This is a genomic window from Janthinobacterium sp. P210005 (genome assembly GCF_036231865.1).
GTDB classification, from domain to species: Bacteria; Pseudomonadota; Gammaproteobacteria; order Burkholderiales; family Burkholderiaceae_D; genus Janthinobacterium; species Janthinobacterium kumbetense.
Window position 1 is genome coordinate 2103018 of sequence record NZ_JAZARC010000001.1, and the last position, 21412, is coordinate 2124429.

Annotated in this window: 21 protein-coding genes; 5 read left to right on the forward strand and 16 right to left on the reverse strand. The window is 64.8% G+C overall.

What is annotated here, in order from left to right; all coding sequences use genetic code 11:
- Positions 1 to 2: 2 nt before the first annotated feature.
- From VPH40_RS09320 to VPH40_RS09340, 5 genes are read right to left on the reverse strand one after another with little or no spacing between them, the layout of a single operon-like run.
- Positions 3 to 1367, reverse strand: coding sequence for a sulfite reductase subunit alpha (locus VPH40_RS09320; RefSeq protein WP_328573264.1), 1365 nt, complete (start codon positions 1365 to 1367; stop codon positions 3 to 5).
- 12 nt (positions 1368 to 1379) lie between these two features.
- Positions 1380 to 2420: an FAD:protein FMN transferase gene (locus VPH40_RS09325; RefSeq protein WP_328573265.1), complete on the reverse strand. Its 1041-nt coding sequence runs from the start codon at positions 2418 to 2420 to the stop codon at positions 1380 to 1382.
- Between the two features lie 30 nt (positions 2421 to 2450).
- Complete coding sequence (locus VPH40_RS09330; protein ID WP_099666981.1) at positions 2451 to 3275, reverse strand: DUF4198 domain-containing protein; 825 nt, start codon at positions 3273 to 3275, stop codon at positions 2451 to 2453.
- 10 nt (positions 3276 to 3285) lie between these two features.
- Positions 3286 to 3801: a DUF2271 domain-containing protein gene (locus VPH40_RS09335; RefSeq protein ID WP_328573266.1), complete on the reverse strand. Its 516-nt coding sequence runs from the start codon at positions 3799 to 3801 to the stop codon at positions 3286 to 3288.
- Positions 3802 to 3834: 33 nt separating this feature from the next.
- Positions 3835 to 4488, reverse strand: coding sequence for a PepSY-associated TM helix domain-containing protein (locus VPH40_RS09340; RefSeq protein ID WP_328573267.1), 654 nt, complete (start codon positions 4486 to 4488; stop codon positions 3835 to 3837).
- Between the two features lie 273 nt (positions 4489 to 4761).
- On the opposite strand from VPH40_RS09340, the gene VPH40_RS09345 reads away from it, so the two are divergent.
- On the forward strand, positions 4762 to 5259 hold the full coding sequence (locus tag VPH40_RS09345) for a pyridoxamine 5'-phosphate oxidase family protein (RefSeq protein WP_328573268.1): 498 nt from the start codon (positions 4762 to 4764) through the stop codon (positions 5257 to 5259).
- 141 nt (positions 5260 to 5400) lie between these two features.
- Here VPH40_RS09345 and VPH40_RS09350 read toward each other — a convergent pair whose 3' ends face one another.
- From VPH40_RS09350 to VPH40_RS09385, 8 genes are all read right to left on the reverse strand, one after another.
- Positions 5401 to 5664, reverse strand: coding sequence for a hypothetical protein (locus tag VPH40_RS09350; RefSeq protein ID WP_077407571.1), 264 nt, complete (start codon positions 5662 to 5664; stop codon positions 5401 to 5403).
- A gap of 200 nt (positions 5665 to 5864) precedes the next feature.
- The gene (locus VPH40_RS09355; RefSeq protein ID WP_328573269.1) at positions 5865 to 6227 is read right to left on the reverse strand and encodes a KGG domain-containing protein; all 363 of its coding nucleotides are present in this window, start codon (positions 6225 to 6227) and stop codon (positions 5865 to 5867) included.
- 312 nt (positions 6228 to 6539) lie between these two features.
- On the reverse strand, positions 6540 to 6938 hold the full coding sequence (locus VPH40_RS09360; RefSeq protein WP_099666977.1) for an MAPEG family protein: 399 nt from the start codon (positions 6936 to 6938) through the stop codon (positions 6540 to 6542).
- A 49-nt stretch (positions 6939 to 6987) separates the two neighbouring features.
- Positions 6988 to 10392 (reverse strand): hybrid sensor histidine kinase/response regulator, encoded by a 3405-nt coding sequence (locus VPH40_RS09365; RefSeq protein WP_328573270.1) that lies wholly within the window; start codon positions 10390 to 10392, stop codon positions 6988 to 6990.
- Positions 10389 to 11513, reverse strand: a complete 1125-nt coding sequence (locus VPH40_RS09370; protein ID WP_099668411.1) for a hybrid sensor histidine kinase/response regulator — start codon at positions 11511 to 11513, stop codon at positions 10389 to 10391. Before VPH40_RS09370 ends, VPH40_RS09365 begins: the two co-directional genes overlap by 4 nt.
- Before the next feature lie 106 nt (positions 11514 to 11619).
- Complete coding sequence (locus VPH40_RS09375) at positions 11620 to 12228, reverse strand: chemotaxis protein CheB (RefSeq protein ID WP_289911048.1); 609 nt, start codon at positions 12226 to 12228, stop codon at positions 11620 to 11622.
- Between the two features lies 1 nt (position 12229).
- Positions 12230 to 13063, reverse strand: coding sequence for a CheR family methyltransferase (locus tag VPH40_RS09380; RefSeq protein WP_034783398.1), 834 nt, complete (start codon positions 13061 to 13063; stop codon positions 12230 to 12232).
- Positions 13064 to 13193: 130 nt separating this feature from the next.
- The gene (locus VPH40_RS09385) at positions 13194 to 14180 is read right to left on the reverse strand and encodes an aldo/keto reductase (RefSeq protein WP_328573271.1); all 987 of its coding nucleotides are present in this window, start codon (positions 14178 to 14180) and stop codon (positions 13194 to 13196) included.
- A gap of 89 nt (positions 14181 to 14269) precedes the next feature.
- Between VPH40_RS09385 and VPH40_RS09390 the strand changes: the two genes are divergently transcribed.
- Together VPH40_RS09390 and VPH40_RS09395 are read left to right on the forward strand one after the other, a co-directional pair.
- Positions 14270 to 15160 carry a LysR family transcriptional regulator gene (locus tag VPH40_RS09390; RefSeq protein WP_328573272.1) on the forward strand — a complete coding sequence of 297 codons (891 nt, stop codon included), beginning with the start codon at positions 14270 to 14272 and terminating at the stop codon, positions 15158 to 15160.
- Positions 15161 to 15228: 68 nt separating this feature from the next.
- Entirely contained in the window at positions 15229 to 15738 is a 510-nt protein-coding gene (locus tag VPH40_RS09395) for a GAF domain-containing protein (RefSeq protein WP_370385301.1), read from the forward strand.
- Here the strand turns inward: VPH40_RS09395 and VPH40_RS09400 are convergent, their stop codons facing one another.
- Complete coding sequence (locus VPH40_RS09400; protein WP_328573273.1) at positions 15739 to 16335, reverse strand: O-methyltransferase; 597 nt, start codon at positions 16333 to 16335, stop codon at positions 15739 to 15741.
- A gap of 38 nt (positions 16336 to 16373) precedes the next feature.
- Positions 16374 to 17264, reverse strand: coding sequence for a DMT family transporter (locus tag VPH40_RS09405; RefSeq protein ID WP_328573274.1), 891 nt, complete (start codon positions 17262 to 17264; stop codon positions 16374 to 16376).
- Positions 17265 to 17371: 107 nt separating this feature from the next.
- On the opposite strand from VPH40_RS09405, the gene VPH40_RS09410 reads away from it, so the two are divergent.
- Positions 17372 to 18151, forward strand: coding sequence for an AraC family transcriptional regulator (locus VPH40_RS09410; protein WP_289898580.1), 780 nt, complete (start codon positions 17372 to 17374; stop codon positions 18149 to 18151).
- An 80-nt stretch (positions 18152 to 18231) separates the two neighbouring features.
- A complete protein-coding gene (locus VPH40_RS09415; RefSeq protein WP_328573275.1) occupies positions 18232 to 20694 on the forward strand; it encodes a hypothetical protein in 2463 nt (820 codons plus the stop codon).
- Here VPH40_RS09415 and VPH40_RS09420 read toward each other — a convergent pair.
- On the reverse strand, positions 20691 to 21338 hold the full coding sequence (locus tag VPH40_RS09420) for an FABP family protein (protein WP_099666969.1): 648 nt from the start codon (positions 21336 to 21338) through the stop codon (positions 20691 to 20693). The genes VPH40_RS09415 and VPH40_RS09420 overlap by 4 nt on opposite strands.
- Positions 21339 to 21412 lie beyond the last annotated feature (74 nt).

Here is a 21412-nt window from a genome sequence, read left to right on the forward strand (position 1 = left end):
ACTCAGTAGACGTCGCGCCGGTAGCGCCCTTCGGCTGCCAGCGCGTCGAGCGCGGGCCGGCCCAGCATGTCTTGCAGGGCCTGGTCGACGCCGCCCGCCATGCCGGCCAGGCTGCCGCAAATGTAGATGGCCGCGCCCTGCTGCAGCCACAATTTGATTTCATCGGCATTGCCGCGCAAGCGGTCCTGCACATAGGTCCGCTCGGCCTGGTCGCGCGAAAACGCCAGATCCAGGCGCGGCAAATCTCCGCTGGCATGCCAGTGCTCAATTTCCTCGCGATAATGGAAATCGTGAGCCAGGTTGCGTTCGCCAAAGATCAGCCAATTGCGCCGTTGCCCTGCCAGCACGCGGCTTTTCAAATGGCCGCGCAAGCCGGCGATGCCGCTGCCGTTGCCAATTAAAATCAGGGGACGCTGGGCATTGTCTTCCAGGCGGAAACGCCGGTGCTGGCGCAAGCGCAGTTGCACCACGTCGCCGACAGCGGCCTGCGCCGTGAGCCAGCCCGAGGCCAGGCCCAGGCTGCCGTCGGGATGCGCATGCTGGCGCACCAGCAAATGCACGCCGCCGTCGTGCGGAATCGAGGCGATCGAATATTCGCGCGGTTGCGCAGGATCAAGCGGCGCGGCTACCTGCACCAGGTCGCCCGACTGCCAGTCAGGCAGGCTGCCCGCCACGGGCGCCAGTTCCACGTGATAGATGGGGCCGCCGGCGCTGCCGGGATTGAGCAACTGCCGACGTGTCAGGCGCCAGTCGCCGAATGCGGGCGCGCTCCAGTCCGGCGCGTCGCTGGTGCCGGCCAGGTGGCTCAGGTGCTGGAACCATTGCTCGATGGTGGCGCTGGCGCTGCGGTCGACTTCGATGCGCTCGAACAGGCGCGAGGCGCCCTGCTCCGCCAGCCAGGCATCGAGCGCGCGGCCGAAGCCGCAGAACTGGCCATAGCTGCGGTCGCCCAGGGCCAGCACGGCGTAGTGCAATTGCGGCAGCGCCAGTTCGCCCGTCATCAAACGGCCCATGAAGGCGGCCGCATTGTCGGGCGCATCGCCTTCGCCATACGTGCTGACCAAAAACAAGGCCCGCTCCGCTTGTTGCAGATCAATGGCCGTGAGGTCGGCCAGCGCGCACAGGCGCACGGGAATGCCGGCCAGTTGCAGGCTTTGCGCCGTTTGCGTGGCCAGTTCCTCGGCATTGCCCGTCTGGCTCGCATACGCCACCAGCCAGGCGGGACTGTTGGCCAGCGCCGCCTTCGCGGCGTCGGACGCGCGGCGCTTGGCGCGCGCGCGCAGCCAGGGCGCCAGGCATACGCCCGCATAACTGAGGGACAGGGCGGCCAGCAAGGCCAGCCGCGTCGTATCGTGCGTAAAAATCATGGAATCAATCGTTCATTCGTCGAGCATGGCCAGCATGTGGCTGCTCAGCGTTTCATGGTAGCCATCGCCGTCGCGCCGCAGGAAGCGCGCGGCCAGGCCCTGCTCTTCGGCCAGCGCCATGCCGGCTTCCGGGCCCAGCACCGTCAAGGCCGTCGACCAGGCATCGGCCGCCATGCATTCGGCGTGCACGACGGTGACGGAAGCGAGTTGATTGGCGATCGGCATGCCGCTGCGCGGATCGATGGTGTGCGAGAAACGCACCGTGCCATCTTCGAAGAAACGCCGGTAATCGCCCGACGTCGCCACGGACAAGCCGTGCAGCGCCAGCAGCATTTCCGGCGGATGCTGCGCATTATCGGCACGATCGGCGGCGCCATCGACCTGTTCCAGCATCACCCACCACGGCTGGCCGTCGGGCTTGCTTCCGGCGCCGCGCAGCTCGCCGCCCACTTCGACCAGGTAATGCTGGATGCCCTGGCTGTCCAGGTAGCGGGCCAGGCGGTCCACGCCATAGCCCTTGGCCACGGCGGACAAATCCAGCTGCAAGCCGCCCGGCTGGCGCGCGCGGCGGGCCGGCAAGTCCAGTTCCAGGCGGCGGCGCTGGCGCTGCGCCAGCAGCAGCGCCACGGTATCGTCTTTCGGCGGCAGGAAGCCGGGCTCATCGTAGCGCTTGCGGGGGCCGAAGCCCCACAGGTTGACGAGGGTACCGGCGCACGGGTCATACGCGCCGCCGGACGCCTGCGACACGTGCATGGCAAAGCCCAGCACCTCGCAAAAGGCGGCGGGCAGGCTGTGCCAGCTGCCGGGCTCTGCCCGGTTGAAGCGGCCCAGGTCCGAGTCCTCGTCCCAGTGGCTCATTTGCGCTACAACAAGATCCAGCTGCTGCTGCAAGCCCTGCTGCAGGTCGGCGCTGCCCGCGCGTCCCGGCATGGCGGGCTCCAGCAAGCGCACCGACCAGCTGGTGCCCATCGACAGGCCGCGCAAGTCCCGGATCGCGGTGCCGGGCGGCGCGACCTGATCGGAAATATGCTGCGGCAGCAGGACCCGGCGCATCGGCGCTCTCGCTCGCGAAGATGCCGCCGCTTACTGCGGCAGCACTTCCACGGAAGCCGCGTAGGTGGCGCGGCGCTCCGGCATCACGGGCGGCTGGCCGGCCACGGCTGGGGCGGCCGCTGGCCAGGTGCTGCTCAGGTAGTACATGCCGGCGGCCGGCACGGTGAACGTGATCTCGCCCTTGGCATCCGTGCTCTGGCGGATTTCCCCCAGCACGCCACGATAGCGCACGCCGCCTGGCACCAGGCTGAACGCCTGGTTCGCCGCCGGCTTGCCGTCGATCAAGAAACGCCAGGTGGCTTTCTCGCCCGCGCGCAAGTCGTTCGGGTGCGTCACCGGCACGAATTCCAGGCCCACGCCCGTCGGCTTGAACACTTCCGTGCTGGTTTCGCCATTGCTGAAGAAAGTTTCCAGGCGCGCTGCCGTGCGCGTGATTTTCACGTCTTTCGCGTCGGCCGGCACGTCTTTCTTGAAGGTTTCCTCGTTGCCGCGGAAACGCTTCTGCTCGCCGTTCACGGTGTAGCTGCCCATCACGTTTTGCGACACGATGGCCGCCTTGTACGTGCCCGGCTTTTCCATTTTCACGTCGAAAACGCTGCGCAAACGGCCTGTGAGGGTGTTCGCCGGCGCGACCTTGGCGCCGTCCGGGCCGATGACTTGCAGCGCGTCCAGGCGCAGCGGCTGGTGGTCGATCTCGAACAGGCCGTCGGAGACGGCGGCATCCACCGTCACCCAGGCGTCCTTGCTTTCCACCATCGTGCTCGATGGCACCATCCAGCCGCGGTGGGCGTGGGCGTTCATGGCCAGGCCAGCCAGGGCCAGGGCGATCAGGGGTTTGTTGAATTGCTTGAACATGGGGTGCGCCTTATGGTTTGAGTTGGACGACGACATTACCGAGTTCTTCCTTGCCTTTGGCAGGCACGGACTGGGCCGATTTCAGCGGCCACTGGAACGGCACGCGCACCAGTTCGCGTCCGCCCGCTTCGCGCGCCGCTTCCACCACCACCTGGTATTCGCCCGCCGGCAACTTGTCGAGCAAGGCCTTGGCGCCTGGGAAGGTCAAGGTATGTTCGCCCGGCGCACGCGTGGCGCCGCTGACACCGTCCACGGGCATGGCCAGGTCGCGGCCGCTCTTGCGCCACCATTGGCGCATGTCCTTGAGCCACTTCTCGCCGGCCTTGTCTTTCTTTTTCACGTCATACAGCACGGCCAGGTTGCCAACCACCTTCTGGTCCGCCGTTTCCAGCCACGCCGCCACGTAGGGACGGTGGTATTCCGCCACGTTCAATTGCGGGAGTTCAATCTTGAGGGACAGGTCGGCCGCCATCGCCGAAGTGCCGATCAGGGGAAGGCCAAGCGCCAGGGTGTAGCGTAATTTCATGGTGTGCCTGTAAAAAAGTAAGAATAAAAACGATCAGTGAATAAACAGCAAGGCGATCGCGCAGGGTATCAAGATACCGAGGCCAACCATCGGCCAGGTAAATGGCCGGTTGGCCGCATGGAACTTCAAAATCAATAAGCCCGTCAGGCAAAACACGATGCAGGCGCCGGCAAAGATGTCGATGAACCAGCTCCACGCCACGCCCGTGTTGCGGCCCTTGTGGACATCGTTGAGCCAGGACACCCAGCCCCGATCCGTCAATTCGTATTCGGCAGCCCCGTCTTCCAGGCCGATGCGCACCCAGGCGTCGCCACCCGCCTTGGGCAGCGGCAGGTAGACTTCGTCGATCGACCATTCGGCGGGACGGCCGCCCGCATTGAGCGACCACTGCTGCTTGAGCCAGGCTTCGGCGTCGGCCGGCATGGGCGCATTGGCGCCATCGTGCTTGGCGGCATACGCGGCCAGTTGCGTGACGAGGGGGGCCGGCAACGCCGCCTTCTGGCGCGTGATCGACGGCTTGGCTTCGATCTGGCCGGCGTGGTTCAAGGTGATGCCGGTAATGGCGAACAGAAACATGCCCAGCAGGCAAAGCGCTGAGCTGATCCAGTGCCATTGATGCAAGTTCTTCAGCCAGACGGCGCGGCTGGCGTTGTTCTTGGCCTTGTCTGCTGCGCCCGCATTACCCATCGAGCGCTCCCGGCAAGGAGCGGGCCAGGTGGCGCGACAAGTCAGTGTGCTTCATTCCCATCCTTCAATCAAAGTTCATGCCTCATTTTCAAACAAATGATAATGATTATCATTTATTAAGTCAATACATGGGGCGCCCCGCCGGGCCAGCGTTTTGTAACAGCTTTGAAACATGGCGCGAGGCAGGCAGTCGCCACTACGTAAGCTGCCGTACAGAGCCGCCTGCCGCGCCCGCCTATGCTGTTGTTCAGGACAACCATCAAGGGAGCACCCATGCAAACATATTCCAGCGAACAACTGGCCAGCATCGCGGCCAGGATCAAGGACATCAAATTCGGCATGCTGACCACCAGCGATGACATGCGCACCCTCACCAGCCGGCCACTGACGCAGCAGCAGGTCGACAGCGAAGGGCACATCTGGTTCTTTGTCTCGGACGAAGCCGCCTACACGCGCGACTTGCTGAACAATCCACAAGTCAACGTCAGCTTTGTCGATACGGGCGACAGCCTGTATGTGTCCGTCTGCGGTCACGCGCAGTTGCTGAAGGACCGCGCCAAGGCGGAGGAATTGTGGAACCCGCTGCTAAAAGCCTGGTTCCCTGGCGGTGTCGACGATCCGAAGCTGTCGCTGATCAAGGTGACGATACAGTCAGCCGAATACTGGGATAGCAGCGCCAGCAAGATGATGCAATTCTATGAAATGGCCAAGGCCGCCATCACGGGCGAACCGCCAAAGGATCTGGGCAAACACGGACGGGTCGACCTGTAGCCCGGTCGCCAGTCTTACCCGCGCCGGCAAGCAGGCGACGTTGTCCGCGTACAAGGGGAAACGGCCAGCCGCCGTGCGCGAACGCGCCCGGCGGCTGGCCCTGCGAAAATTATCAGACAGTCAGGAAGGGAAGCTCAGGCCTCAGACGCCCGTGCTGCCCGTGGTGTCGGGCGCATCGTCGGCGCTCTGCCGGCTTTGCCCGGCGGAGCCGGACTGGTGATGCGGCAAGCGGTCGGCGCGCCGCACTTCGCCGATGGAAAACAGATCGTCGCCGATATCGAGACCTTGCTCGCTATCGACCAGTACAAAGTTTTCGGCCGAGTCGGCCGTGCTTTGCTTGCTGCCCGCCGTGGATGGCGTGCCGCCCTGGCTATTGCCCGGTTGCGGCGTGTTCGCGTTGCCCATTATCTTCTCCCTGATCATCAATGCGAGTTGACTGCGCGGCGATTGCCAGGCGATTGCACCTTGCCAGCGCAGCTATTTCATCATAGTCCATGCCTGCTGCATTGCATCAAAATTTTGCGGCGACCGGACAGATGCAGCCATGGCCAGCGGCGTGCCTGCCGCTGGCCATGGTCACCGCTACAGCTCATTACCACTTGCTGCTACTTGTTGCGCGACCCCGCGGAACCCGAACCCGAGCCGCCGCTTTGCTTGTTGCCACTGTCGCGGTTGCCCTCTTGGTTCATGCTGGCATTGTCGCGCGTGCCGCTGGAGCTGGAGGCGCTTTGCCGGCTGGCATCGTTCTTGTGGCTTTGGCTGCCTGCGCGGCGCGCCTCTTCCGACGTGAATTCATGCGCCGTGCCCTTTTCATGCGCGGCACGTCCCCCTTCGCTGGCGATTTCGCGCTGCTGGGCGGGATCCATGGAAGCGAAACCCCGTTTGCTGGTATCGCTTTGCTTGCTGCCGCCGCTACTGCTGCTACTGGTTTTACTACCTTGCTGTTTATTGTCGCTCGATGTGGCCATGATGATCTCCTTGATCGATGGAATCAGAAACAGTGCAAACCATGCAATTCTTTCCCCTCGCATGGCAAGGGAACCGTCATCTTAGTGCGCGCATGGGGTGCAAGAAATAGGAGGATGCCAAGAGCGCATGTAGGATGAGTCCCGCCCGTGGTGGCGCAGTTACTTTCAGTTTTCCACCAAAAGTACCAGATACTCAGCAGTTAGCGAGGCAGCGCACGCGGCCAGCCGCCGGGGTGGCCGGAGAACGGCGGCGTCGGAACTTGCCGCGCATCGCTTCGGGAGCGCGGCCGCGGAACGCCAGCGGCAAGGAATTCAGGAAGCGAAGAGGATGGCCCAGAACAGCATCAGCAAACCGGCAATCGATACGCACCACACGAGCGTGCGCACGACGGGCACGCCAAACGCATACAGGGGCAAGTACAGCACGCGCGCGGCCAGGTACAGGGCGGCGCCATACAGGGTCAGCGCGCTTTCCTGCGCCGTCACGTGGGCGATCAGCACGGCGGCGGCGAACAGGGGCAGGGTTTCGAACAGGTTCGCCTGAGCCCGCTGCAAGCGGCCCGTGATCTTGCCCACGGGCGGGCCTTCGCCGTCGCGCGCGCTCACGTTATACGCCGTGCCCGTCTCGCGCGTGCGAAACAGCGCGGGCAACAGGATTTGCACCAGCGCCAGCACGAGGGTACAAGCGAGCATCGTCAGTTCAGGAGTCATGCCTTACCTCTGCAGGGTGGGACAGGCTGGCCGTGCCGGCGCATGCCCGTCAGGGTTGGTCGAGTGCCGCTTGCAACTCCATCAAATCATAGGGCTTGCGCAAGACGCTGGCGGAAAAGCCCAGCTCATCCATCGATTCCTTGCCATAGCCGGTGGAAAAGATGATGCGCATGTCCGGTTTATCGCGCAGCACCATGCGTGCCAGCGCGATGCCGGACATGCCGGGCAGGCTGACATCCGTAAACAGGATATCGAAGTCTTGCTCGTTGAGCAACTCCCACGCCGCCTCGCCATCGGACACGCCGCTGACCGTGTGGCCCAGCATGCCCACCAGCTCGCACACCATCAGCTGGGAATCGAGATTGTCTTCCACCACGAGTATCTTCATCGAAGTCGGCATGTCCCCCTGCGGCACCAACGCATGGCCCGTCAAGTCCAGTCCGGGCGTGCCGCCTCCCAGCACGCTGGCCGCCGTGCTGCCGCTTGCCAGCGTGCCGGCCACGGGCGCGCCGGACCGTTCGAACTGGCGCGCGCGCATTTGCTGCTGGCGGTTGGCCAGCACATGGCGCAGCTTGCGCGCCAGCTCTTCGCGCCGGTATGGCTTGCTGAGCAACTCCACCCCCGCATCGAGCCGGCCTTCGTGCACGATGACATCCTGCGCGTAGCCCGAGGTAAACAAGACGGCGATATCGGGCTGCAACTCGCGCGCCTGGCGCGCCATCTCCGTGCTGCTGACGGGACCGGGCATGATCACGTCCGTAAACAGCACATCGATCTGCGCACCGCTGTGCAGCACGGCCAGCGCGCTTTCGCCATCCTCGGCCTTGAGCACCTTGTAACCGAGCGCGCCCAGCATATCGACCACGGTGGTGCGCACGCCCACGTCGTCTTCCACCACCAGCACCGTTTCCGTGCCCCCCGTGACGACGCCGCTCAACTCCAGTTCCTCGTCCGCTTCGGCCATCAGGGATCGGGGCAAATAGATTTTGACTCCCGTGCCCACGCCAGGTTCACTGTAGATGCGGATATGGCCACGGCTTTGCGTGACAAAGCCGTACGCCATCGACAAGCCCAGGCCCGTGCCCGCGCCTTCCGGCTTGGTCGTGAAGAACGGTTCGAAGGCGCGCTGCAGCACGGGCCCGCTCATGCCGCGGCCCGTATCGGTCACCGACAGCATCACGTACTGGCCCGCCGGCACGTCGACCAGGTTGTGCACATACTGTTCGTCGAGCACGACGTTGCCCAGTTCGATGGTCAGCTTGCCCACGCCATCCATGGCGTCGCGCGCATTGATGGCCAGGTTGAGGATGACGTTCTCGATCTGGCTGCGGTCGACCAGGGTATTCCACAGTCCGCCGCCGCCCACCAGCACGATGTCGATCGCTTCGCCCAGGGCGCGCCGCAGCAACGCATCCATGTTGCGCACCACGCGCGTCAGGTCGGCCACCACCGGTTGCAAGGGCTGGCGCCGCGCAAACGCCAGCAGGTGCGACGACAGCTTGGCCCCCCGCTCGACGGCGGCAATCGCCGTGTCCAGGCGCTGGCGCATGAGGCCATCCGTGCCCGCCAGGTGCTGCAACAAATGCAAATTGCCGGAAATGATTTGCAGCACATTATTGAAATCGTGCGCGATGCCGCCCGTCAACTGGCCCACGGCTTCCATCTTTTGCGCCTGGCGCAAGGCGTCTTCGGCCTTGGTGCGCTCATTCACTTCCTGTTCGACCCGGTGTTCCAGCGTTTCGTTCAATTCATGCAGCGCCTTTTCCACGCGGCGCCGGTCCGTGATGTCCGTCTTGACGGCGATCAAGGAACGCGTATGACCCTGCTCATCGACCAGGCGGCTGACATTGCTCGACACCCACACTTGCGAACCATCGGGCTTCAGGTAGCGCTTTTCCAGCGAGAACGATTCGCCCGTTTCCACCAGGCGCTGGAACAGCACGCCGTTACCAGGCACGTCCGCCGGATGCATGATGTCGTTCATGTTCAGGCTCAGCAGTTCTTCGGCGGAACGTCCCAGCATGCGGCACAGGGCGCCGTTGACACGCTGGAAACGGCCATCGAGGCCCAGCTCGGACAAGCCCACGGAAGCCTGGCCGAAAATGGCCGCCATGCGCTCCTGGCTGGCGTTGAGTTCATCCTCGATCTGGCGCCGCTCCGTCACGTCGAACGACACGCCCACGTAGCGGCGCTGGCCCGGCACGCGGCCGGCCACTACCTCGCCCTGGCGCGCGATCCAGCGCAGCGCGCCATCGGCGGGACGGCGGATGCGGTATTCCACGTATTCGAGGGGATTGGGCGCCAGATCCAGCTTGCTCGGTCCGACCTTTTGCTGGTCGCGCGCATCGACCAGGCTCACCAGCAGGCGCTCCGTCACTTCCGTCTCGTCGGCAATGCCCCACAGGCGGCGGAAGGTGGGCGACACCAGCATCGCGCCCGTCTCGGGGAACCACTCGAAGGTGCCGATGCCGCCCGCCTGCTGGGCCAGGCGCAACCGCTCCTCGCCTTCCATGCGCTCGGTGACATCGATGCCTTCGACGAGGATGCCCGTGACTGCGCCCTCGTCATCCTTGATGGGCTGGTAGACGAAATCGATGTGGCGCTGGCCCGTCTGCCCGTCCGCCGTCTGCAAATCCACTTTGACCTGGCGCCCTTCGTAAGGTTCGCCCGTGCGGTAGACCTGGTCGAGCAGCGCGATGAAACCTTGCGCCTTGACTTCGGGCAAGGCCACTTCGACTGTCTTGCCCAGCAACTCAAGTTCGGGGCGTCCCACCAGGCGCAGATAATGTTCATTCGCCAATTCGAACACGTGCTGCGGCCCGCGCAACATGGCCATGAAGCTGGGCGCCTGCTGGAACAGGGCGCGCAGCAGCGCGCGTTCCTCGCCCAGGCGGCGGTTGGCCGCGCGCACGGCCTCGCCCTCGGCTTGCAAGGTGGTGTTGAGTTCGCCCAGTTCGGCCGTGGCCAGCTTCAGCTGGCGCCCCTCCTCCATGCGCGCCGTCAATTCCAGCGCCGTGCACAGCACGCCATCGACCTGGCCGCCGGCGCCATGCACGGGCGTGTAAAACAGGTCGAAACAGACATCCGCGTGCTGTCCGCCGCGCAACAGCGGCAGGCAGCACTCGCGGTGCACCTGCGTCTCGCCGCGCAATCCCGCGTCGAGGATGCGCGCGTTCCAGTCCCAGATTTCGGGCCAGACGGCCGGCACCGTGCCTCCCAGCGCCGCCGGATGGCGCGCCCCGGCGATCTGGATGTAGTCGTCGTTGTAAATCATCACATGCTGCGGGCCCCACATCAGCACCATCGCCATCGGCGAATTGAGGACGATGTCGACGCTGGTGCGCAAATGGGCGGGCCAGCCATCGAGGGCGCCCAGGCCGGTGGCGGACCAGTCGCGCTGGCGCACCAGCTCGCCCATGTTGCCGCCGCCGCGCGGCCAGGCTGGCGCGCTCATGTGGCCAATCCCGCTTGCACGCGCACCTGGCACTGGCGCGGGATGCGCACCGTCGCCAGCGTGCCCTGCGCGTCCGTCGAACTGAGCTCGACCGTGCCGCCATGGGCCTTGACGAACATGTTCACCGTGTACAGGCCCAGCCCCAGGCCCTGCCCCGTCCTGCGCTTTTCGCCTGCCTGCTGGAACGGCTCGAACAGGGTCGGCAGCAAGGCGGCGGGAATGACGCCGCGATTGGCGATGCGCAATTCAATGCTGTCGGCGTCGCGTCCGTCCAGGGCCAGCTGCACCGGCGCGCCCGCCTCGCCATGCGTGAGGGCGTTGCATAGCAAATTCGAGATGACTTGCGACAGCAAGCCCGCGTCGCATTGCCCGTGCAGCTCGCCAACACTGCTGAGCTCGACAAGGGGCGCCTGGCCGGCCGTCTCGAATTCCTCGACGATGGCGCGCGCCAGCGCCAGGTAATCGTGCGTGCTGCTGCGCAACTCCATCGTGCCGGAACGGATACGCGCCAGGTCCAGCAACTGGTCGACCATGCGCGCCATGCGCTTGGCGCTGCTTTCGATGCGCTGCGCCGTGACGATCACCTTCGGGTGGTCGCTCATCATCGGCAACAGCATGGCGCCGTTCATCACCACCGACAGGGGCGTGCGCAAGTCGTGGCCCAGCACGGCCGTGAACAGTTCATTCAGGTGCAAGGCATGCTTGAGCTCGTCGAGCTGGGCCGACAACTCGCGCTTCTGCTGGTACAGCTGGACCAGCACGGCCACCTTGCTTTGCAAGGCTTTCACGTCGATGGGCTTGTACAGGAAATCGACGGCGCCTGCCTCGTAGCCACGGAAACTGTAGCTCGGTTCGCGCGACGCGGCCGTGAGAAAAATCAAGGGAATGCTGCGCGTGCGCTCGCTGCCGCGTATCAGCTCGGCCAGCTCGAAACCATCCATCTGCGGCATCTGCACGTCGATGAGGGCCAGCGCCACGTCATGCGTCAACAGCAATTCCAGCGCCTCGGCGCCCGAGCCGGCCTTCAGGATGACAATACCGGGCCGCGCCAGCACGGCTTCGGCGGCGACCAGGTTTTGCGCGATGTCGTCAACGACGAGGATATGGATAGGGGCGGTCACGGAATCATCTTCAGGCATCGCAACGGCAAGATGCCATCGTGTTTCGATATGGACATAAACATTGTTTCAATTCTCACATATATTACACGCACTACACCATTCCCATTCACTTGTGTTCACCATCGCCGAGCAAGGCCAGGCTGGCAGCCATCTGCGGCAAATCGAGCACGCGGTCGGCGCCGGCCCGCTTGAGCGCGGCGGCCGGCATGATGCCACAACTGGCCCGCTGCGGGTCTTGCACCCAGGCACTACCACCCAGCTGCCGCACGCGCGCCAGGCCCGCCGCGCCGTCGGCCGAGGCGCCCGTCAGGATGATGGCCAGCATGGCGCGCCGGTAGGCGTACGCGGCTGTTTCCAGCAAGACATCGATGGACGGACGCGAAAAATACACGGGCGCTTCCTGCGACAGGGAAAAGCTGCCATCGGGTTCGACTTGCAAATGGTAATCGGGCGGCGCGAAATACACGGTGCCGCCCTGCAAGGGTTCCTTGTCCTGCGCTTCGCGCAAGGGCAGCTGGCAACGTTCCGCATACAGCTGCGGCAACTGGCTCGAACGGCCCGGCGCCAGGTGCAGCACCACGACCACGGCCGCGCGGCAGGTGGCGGGCAAGGCGCGCAGCACGATGCCCAGCGCTTCCACGCCGCCGGCCGAGGCGCCGATGGCGATCAGGCGCAAGCCCGCGGGCGGTGGCGCGACGTCGCAGGTCGGCAACATGTCAGGCACGCTGGAAGATGCGTTCAGCCGGGCTCAGCTCATTGAAGCTGGCCGCATGGCGGCTGAAATGCAGGCTTTCCTTCATGCCCAGGCCCAGGAAGCCCCGGTTCACCAGCGCTTCGTGGAACAGGCCCAGGCTGCGGTCTTGCAAGTCTTTATTGAAATAAATCATGACGTTACGGCAGGAAACCATGTGCACCTCCGAAAACACGCTGTCCGTCGCCAGGCTGTGGTCGGCGAAGACGAACTGGCGCCGCAAGCGCCGCTCAAAGATGGCGCCCTTGTAGGCAGCCGTGTAATAGTCGGACAGCGAGCGCTTGCCGCCCGCCAACTGGTAATTCTCGCTGAACTGGGCGATGCGCTCGATCGGGTAGATGCCCGCTTCGGCGGCGGCCAGCGCTTCCACATTGATGTCGGTCGCGTAAATCATGCTACGTTCAAGCAAGCCTTCCTCTTCCAGCAAGATGGCCAGCGACCACACCTCTTCGCCGCTGCTGCAGCCGGCCACCCAGATCTTGATGGAAGGATAGGTGTGCAGGATGGGCACGACTTTTTCGCGCAAGGCGCGGAAATACGCGGGATCTCGGAACATCTCGCTCACTTGCACCGTGAAAAACTGCAGCATCTGCGCGAACATGGCCGGCTCGTGCAAGATGCGGTCCTGCAACTGCGACAGGCTGGCGCAGCCGAAGCGCTCCATGGCCTGACGCATGCGCCGGCGCAGCGACGCCACCGAATAATCGCGGAAATCGTGCTGATATCTCAACAAGATTCCCTCAAGCAACAATTTCAGTTCTATATCGAAAATATCGTCATCTAACAACATCCACCTCATCGGATACCTGACCGTTGAACACGGTGCAACACACACCATGCAGTCACTGCCAAATGCTAGCAGATCGCCGGCGATTATCCCGCAAGGAAAGTGTCAGTTAGGTACGCTGGCGTACACTGCGCCATCTTTTTCAGGCATCCACACCCTTCATGCCTTCCTCCGTATAACGCGCGCCCGCCGCCATGCCCAAGGGAAAGGCGGCATTCATCGCCGCCAGTTCCGCCCCGTCCAGCCGCACGGCCAGCGCGCCCAGGTTGTCGTGCAAATACGCGATGCGCTTGGTGCCGGGGATGGGAATGAGGTCATCGCCTTGCGCCAGCAGCCAGGCCAGCGCCAGCTGGGCCGGCGTGCAGCCTTTTGCGCACGCGAGGTCCTTCACCTGCGCGACGATGGCCTGGTTGCGCGCCAGGTTGTCGGATGAAAAACGGGGATTGAACTGGCGGAAATCCCCCGCGTCAAGGCTGGCCGCATCGGCGATGGCGCCCGTCAGGAAACCGCGCCCCAGCGGGCTGTAGGCAAAGAAACTGGCGCCCACGTCGCGGCAGGCGGCCAGCACGCCCTGCTCCGGTTCGCGCGTCCACAGCGAGTATTCGCTCTGCACGGCCGCCACGGGGCAAAGCGCCGCCGCGCGCCGCAAGGTGGCGGCGCTCACTTCGCACAGGCCCACGGCGCGGATCTTGCCCTCTTGCCGCAGCTGCGCCAGCGCACCCATCGATTCCTCCAGCGGCGTCTCCAGGTTCAGGCGGTGCAGGTAGAACAAGTCGATGGCATCCACGCCCAGGCGCGCCAGCGACGCTTCGCACGCCTGGCGGATGTAGGCGGGGGAATTGTCGACGCGGCGCGCATAACTGCCCGCCTCGCGCGCCAGGCCGCACTTGGTGGCGACCAGGGCCTGGCCGCGATGGCTGGCCAAAAAGCGCCCCAGCAATTGCTCGTTGTGGCCGAAACCGTAAGCGTCGGCCGTGTCGAACAGGGTCACGCCCGCCGCCAGGGCCGCTTCCAGGGTGGCTAGCGATTGCGCCTCGTCCGTGGCGCCATAAAATTCCGACATGCCCATGCAGCCCAGGCCCAGTGCCGAGCTGGTCAAGCCGCTATTGCCGATGCGTCGTTGTTGCATGCTGCTCTCCTCACGTGTTGACTCGATGCAGCCAGTCTAGGCCGTGCCGGCCGGCGGGGGAATGCGCGATTTCGTGATACCTTTCTGGTATGAGAGCCCTCGATACCCATGCCTTGAGCCTGTTTTGCGCCGTCGCCCGCTGCCTGAACTTCCGCCAGGCAGCGGAGCAATTGCACATGACCCAGCCGCCCCTGTCGCGCGCCATCAAGGCGCTGGAAGAGCGGCTGGGCGCGCGATTGTTCGAGCGCGACACGCAGGGCGTGGCCTTGACGCAGGCGGGGCATACCTTGTTGCCGCAGGCGCTGCACATCCTCGATTTACTTGATATTGCGCAAACGTCACTGCGGCAAGACAGCGCGCCCGCGCGCCTGCGCCTGGGCTTGACCAGTTCCGTGGCGGCCGGCCTGTTCCGGCCCTTGCTGGCGGCGCTGGAAGGACAACTGGGCAGTATCCGCCTGGAACTGACGTCCGCGCCCTCGCCGCGCCTGGTGGCTGGCGTGCGCAAGGGCCAGCTCGATGCAGCCCTGCTGGCCTTGCCCAGCGCCACCTTCGAGCTGGCCGTGCAGCCGCTGGCGCACCAGCCCATGATGCTGGCCCTGCCCGCCGGGCACCGGCTGGCGCAAAGGCGCAAGCTCAGCCTGTTGGATATCGCCCAGGAATCCGTCTACTGGTTCGAGCGGGCGCGCCAGCCCGCCTTCTTCGACCATTGCCAGGTAGTTTTCCGCCGGCATGGTTTCGCGCCGATTTTCCTGCGCGAAGCGCCCGACCACCATGTGCTGCTCGGCGACGTGGCGGCCGGCAAGGGCATGGCGTTGCTGGCCGACTCGTTCCGCGCGCTGCGCCTGGCTGGCGTGGTCTACCGGCCATTGGTGGAGGGCGAGGAATTGGCGGCCGGCATCGGCCTGGCCTGGCGGGAAGACCACGGCCATGCGGCCCTGTCCCTGCTGCGCCGGCTGGCGCAAGAACATCTGAAAAAGTGAAGGCCGCGCACGGATGCGCCAGACACGCTACCATGGCGCCTTCCCCATTTTTCAGCGCCACCACGACCATGACGTTTACCATCAGCGACGCCGCCTACGGCACCGATACCCCCGCAGCCAAGCACGCCATGTATGCGGACCTGCGCTCGCAGCTGCAAGGCTTGCTGGCCGGCGAGAGCGATTTCATCGCCAATACGGCCAACTTCAGTTCGCTGGTCTTCAACACGATGCCGGGCCTCAACTGGGCCGGCTTTTACTTCCTGAAAGGCGAGGAACTGGTGCTGGGACCGTTCCAGGGCAAGCCAGCCTGCATCCGCATCAAGAAGGGCCGCGGCGTGTGCGGCACCACCGTGGTCGAAGGCAAGTCGATCGTTGTGCAGGATGTGCACGCGTTTCCTGGCCACATCGCCTGCGACGTCAATTCCCGCTCGGAACTGGTGGTGCCCGTGTTTGCGCAGGGTCAAATCATCGGCGTGTTCGACCTCGACAGCCCCTTGCCCGGCCGCTTCGACGACGTCGACGCGCAAGGCGTCGAATCGCTGGTGCGCGTACTGGAAGCGGCTATCGTCGCAGAATAATCAGTTGCCCGCCTTGACGGCGATGAATTCGCCCTTGCCGACCGTCGCCAGGCATGCCGTGTAGCGGCTGTCGGCGCGTATGGCGTCGACAAAGCCGGCCATGTCCGCGTAGTGCGAGCTGGCATTGTCGACCACCAGCACGCCGCCGGCCGCCAGCACGCGGTCCAGCTGCGGCCACCAGGACTGATATTGCTGGCGCGCGGAATCGAGGAAGATGAAATCGTAGGCACCGTCAGCCGCATCGCGCAGCACGTCGCCCGCGTCCGCCAGCAACTGGCCAATCACGCCTTGCAGTTGCGCGCGCACAAAGTTGGCATGCGCCATGTCGAACTTGTCCTGCGCCTTTTCCACCGTCACCACGCTGCCGCCCAGCGGCTGTACCGCGCGCGCCAGCCACAGGGTGGAATAGCCGTTCGAGGTGCCGATTTCCAGCACCCGCCGCGCACCGCGCGCATGCACCAGCACGGCCAGCAACTCGCCCGTGTCACGCGTGATATTGAGCATGCGGCTGGCACGCTCCGTATGCGCCGCATCATTGGTGTTACCGAATGCTTCCAGTTCGCTTAACAGGGTATCGAGGGTATCGATGCTGTGCATGCCGCCTCCTTGTGCAAAACATCAGCATAGCAAAAATACTACGCTTGTGCGCGCTTCAATGGGCGTTTCAGGTACTGCACCATCACCACGCCCAGCAGGGTCACGCCGCCGCCGATCACATCGTAGCTGTGCAAGGTTTCACCGAGGAACAGCATGGCGATGACTACCGTAAACACGGGCAGCAGATTCATCAAAGTGGTGGCGCGGCTCGGGCCCAGCTTGGCCAGGCCATGCATCCACAAGAACGGCGCGATGATGGACGCGGGAATGCCGGCAAACAGCACCAACGGCAAGCCGGCGCCGGTGACGGGCGGCGCGGACTGGCTCAGGTAATACACGAACAGCACGGGCACGGCGCACCACACCTGGATCAGCAGGGAGTGCCAGTTATTCAGGGGAATCTTCCAGCGCTTGAGCAGCACGCCATAGCCCGCATACGACAGGCACGCCAGCAGCATCAGGGCGTCGCCCACGGCCGCGCCATGGGCGATCAGGGCGGCCGGGTCGCCATGGCTGAGCAAGTAGCCGAGCCCCAGCAGCGACACGAAACCGCCAAACACGCCGCCCACGGTGGGTGCCTCTTTCAACAGCAAGACGGACAGGCCCACGGCCAGCAGCGGCATCAGCGATGCGAGGATGCCCATATTGGTGGCGGTCGTCGTTTGCGCCGCGATGTACGCGAGGCACTGGTACATGACCATGCCCAACATGCCCAGCACAAACAGTTTCCCAAGATATGGTTTCACCACGGCCCGCTGCTTCCACACTGGACGCGCGAACACCAGCGCCAGCAGCACGCCGGCCAGCAGCCAGCGGTAGAACGAGATGGCGGCCGGATCGATCACGCCCACGGCCATCTTGCTGACGATGGTATTGATGGCCCAGATCAGCACGGCGATCACGGGAAACAGATAATGCTTGGCTTTCATGCAGGAACTCCACTATTCAACGAGCACCATTTTCGCATGGTCCGATTCCATGGATATAATGCATATCGGACAAACGATGCAAAGAACAGGACAAAACAGGAGATCCGATGGCCAGCAACCAGCACTTTCCCGCCGTTTCCGACGCCCTGCCCTATCCCGTGTACTTTCGCCTCGACGACTATCACGCGCACCAGCAATTCGATTACCAGAGCCATCCGTGGGGCCAGCTCACGTATTGTTCCACGGGCGTGATGGAAATCATGGTGGCGGGCCAGCGCTACCTGTCGCCGCCCCAGTACGCCGTGTGGATACCGCCCGAAACCTTGCACGACGGCTATATCCGCCAGGATGTCGTGTTTCACTCCGCTTACATCGACGCCAGCCTGTGCGCGCAGTTGCCGGCGCAGCCGTGCGCGCTGGTATTGAGTCCCTTGCTCAAAGCCATACTCGGCGACTTTGCCGAACGGGGCGTCACCACGCCCGCCACGGCCGCCGACCAGCGCCTGGCGCAAGTGCTGGTCGACCAGTTGCAGCTGGCGCCGTGCAGCCGCAACTATTTGCCCGGCAGCGACGAACCCGTCATCGCGGCGCTGCTGGCCGCCCTGCAGCTTGATCCCGGCAGTAACCGCTCACTGGCCGAATGGGCCGCGCAATTGCACGTGACCGAGCGCACGCTGGCCCGGCGTTGCCAGCGCGAACTGGGCATGCCGTTCGGCGAATGGCGCCAGCGCCAGCGCTTCCTGGCCGCCCTGCCCCTGCTGGAACAGGGAGCAACCGTGCAGGCGATCGCGCTGGAACTGGGCTACAGCACGGCCTCGGCCTTCATCGCCATGTTCCGCCGTCAAGGCGGCGGCACGCCGGACCAGTTCCGCCGCGGCCTGCGCTGAAAAAGGGAGCCAGGGGTAGCCGCCTTGTCATCTGGGGATGCTAAAATTCAAACATCTTTCCAGAGAGCAAAAGGACGCGCATGAACCCCAGCACTGACACGGCCACCGATACCCAAGGCAGCGAGGACATGCCCCAGGCATCAGCAACGGCCGTGACGGCGCCAGCGCCCATCAAGCTCGACAAGGAAGACGTGCCCACCGTGCTGGGCAAGCTGCGCACCCTGGTGCAGGACAAGACGCGCTTCGAGCCGCACGACATCACGCCGCTGGGCGAGGAAGACGTGCTGCAGGATTTTTCCCTGCAAGCCAATTACGCGCTCGAGGCGCGCTTCGAGCAGCGCGTCATCAATGGCTATTTCGCGCCGGCGGGCAATGACTGCCGCTGTGGCTCGCACGAAGTGGGAGCGCTCGCTCACGCGCAGGAAAAGGAGCGGCTGCGCCGCGCGGCGGGTAAGCTCGACAATGCCTTGCGCCAGGCGGGCCAGGCCTACAACGGTGTCGAGGCGGGCGTCTACCTGCCGCACGCCGTCAAGTACTGGCACCTCGATACCTGCAGCAACTGTTCCGGCAAAGGCCGCATCGGCTGCCACACCTGTTATGGCGCGACGACGGAAACGTGCTGGAACTGCCACGGCGGGCGCACCGTCAGCTGCGACGCCTATGGCTGCTACGGCAGCGGCAAGGTGTCGTGCTCGTATTGCAGCGGCAGCGGCACGGTGTCCGAGCAATTCACCGATTACGTCACGGTGCAAGTGCCCACTACCACCTACAGCAACGGCAGCTCGCACACCAGCTACCACAGCGAAACGCGCACGCAATACCGCACGGAATATCGCTCTTGCTACCATTGCAGCTTCGGCAAGGTCAGCTGCAACACGTGCCACGGTTCCGGCAACATCAATTGCGGCACCTGCCGCGCCAGCGGCAAGGTTACGTGCCGCACGTGCAGCGGCGTGGGCGACTTGCGCTGCAATCCCTGCGACGGTTCCGGCAAGGTGGGCAAGGCGGCCTGGGTCGACGTGCACGTGGCGCCCGGCTACAGCGTCAGCCTGCCCAAGCAGGCGCCGGACGACGCGCGCCGCATCCGCGACAAGGAGAGCGTGCACTCACTGGCAGCCATCGCCAGCAGCCTGGCCCTGGCGAAAGTGAGCATTTACAATGAAGACCAGCCGCAGGAAGTCGACGCCCTGTATGGCGGCAAGCTGCGCATCGTGCGCCTGGATGCATCGTGCAACGCGGAAAAACACCACCTGGTAGCATACGGCACGGACTTGCGCTGGCTGACGCTCGATGACATCGTGGAAAAGCTGCTGCGCGGCGACCTCAAGGCGCTCAGCGACGCGCTGGCCGGCAGCGCCGACGACGGCCTGTTCTCAGCCCACGTACAAGGTTTATTGACGCCGCTGCGCGACGTAGCCGCCTCGGAACTGAATGCGGACGTGATCGAGTCCGTCCTCGGCGGCGACGCGGACCACGCCCACGTCGACGTCGTTTCCGCCGACTATGCGCAGAACGTGCGCACCTGCGTGCTGGGCGCCCTGCGCCAGGTCTACACGCGGCTGGCCAAGCAGTTCTGGTGGAAAAGCGCGCTGGCCGCGCTGGCCGCCGCCATCGCCGCCTGGTTCTTCGCCGGGCGCGGTGCCGCCGCCGTGGCCGGACTGCTTGTCACGGGCGCCGGTTACTGGCTGTTCAACCGCAAGGTCAAGGCGGTACTCAGCGAGGCGCTGGGCGGCGAACGGCAGGCCGAACGGGCCATGGGCATCGCCGGCAAGGGCCGCCGCAACCAGCTGGCGCAAGTGCTGATCCTCGCCCCCGCCAGCCTGGCCGTGCTGGCCGCCAGCTATGGCTTGCCCGTGCGCGTGCGCCCGGTTTCCGCGCCGCCGCAAACGGCCATGGCGTCGGCGCCCGTCGCGCCCCATGCGCCGGCCGCCGTGCCGCAGGACGCGAGCAGCGCCAAGGCCGTCAAGCTGTATGAAAATGGCGACAAGGCGCAGGCGCTGGCCATGCTGGAAAGCCTGGTCGGCAAGGGCGACGCGGGCGCGTATGGTTTATATGGCTGGATGCTGCTGATGGGCGAAGGCAAGCCCGGCCCTATCACCGCGCCAACGGCGCAGCAGCGCGAAGCGCGCCAGGTGGCCGCCAAGCCCCTGATCGGCAAGGGACTGGTGAAGAACGACAGCTATGCGCTGACGGCGAAGGGCGTGATGCTGGCCGAAGGCTGGCAAGAGCCGCGCAACATGGCGCGCGGCCTGGACCTGCTGAAACAGGCCGCGAACAAGGGCAACGCGCAAGCCATGCACTTATTGGGGCTGTACCATGTGCGCGGCTACCAGATTCCCGTCAACCACAAGGAAGCGCGCAAATGGTTCACCCTGGCCGCCGACAAGGGCAGCGCGGGCGACATCTACAACCTGGGCCTGATGGACTGGGAAGGCGCGGGCCTGAAACGCCCCGACCGCGCCAGCGCCATGCAGCGCTGGAAGATCGCCGCCGCCATGGGCGAGGAGCGCGCGGTCAAGGCGGTGGCGCAAGGAAAACCTTAGGCGGTTGCGGCCAGCGCCTGCAGGGCCATCGGGTTCGGCGTCGGCTCGCCGACCTTGGTCAGCAGGTTGCGGTCCGTGTGGTGGAACGGCTCGTCCTTGCCGCGGATCAACATGACCGTGTCCTCGTCGTAGCCCCAGGTGCCGTCGGCGTGGATATCGACCTTGATGCGGTATTCGACGGTGGTGAACGCGTGTTCGAGGAAGGGGTTCGAGCAGATGCCGTACGCCGTCGAATCGCGCTTGGCCACCAGTTCGAAACTGGTGGCGTCCGCCGTCGTCGTGCCGGACGCCATGGCGATCTGGCCGCGCGGGATGGCCAGGGTCTGGATCACGGCGCCCGTGGCTGGCTCCCACAGCCAGTAGCCCACCTGTTCATGATACGTTTTGACCTGGTCCGGCTTGGTGATGTGGATGTAGTAGCGCAAGCCGTAGAACAGTTGCGGGCCGTTGGTGACGGGGTCGATCGGCTGCAGCTCGATGCGTTCGACGAAGGCCTGCTTGCGCGGGCCGTCGGCCTTCGGCTTGACGTCCAGGCCACGCGTGCCCGTCCAGATGCCGGCCATGCCGGTCAGGGGGCCCAGGTTGTTCAGGGTATGCACGTCGGCGGACGGCTCGGTGTAGATATCTTCGGGAAAATCGCTCATGCGGAAGTCTTCAAAATGGGGCAACAGTGCTTGCCGCCATTGTAAGACGCGCGCCCGCCGGCGGCAAAGCGCCA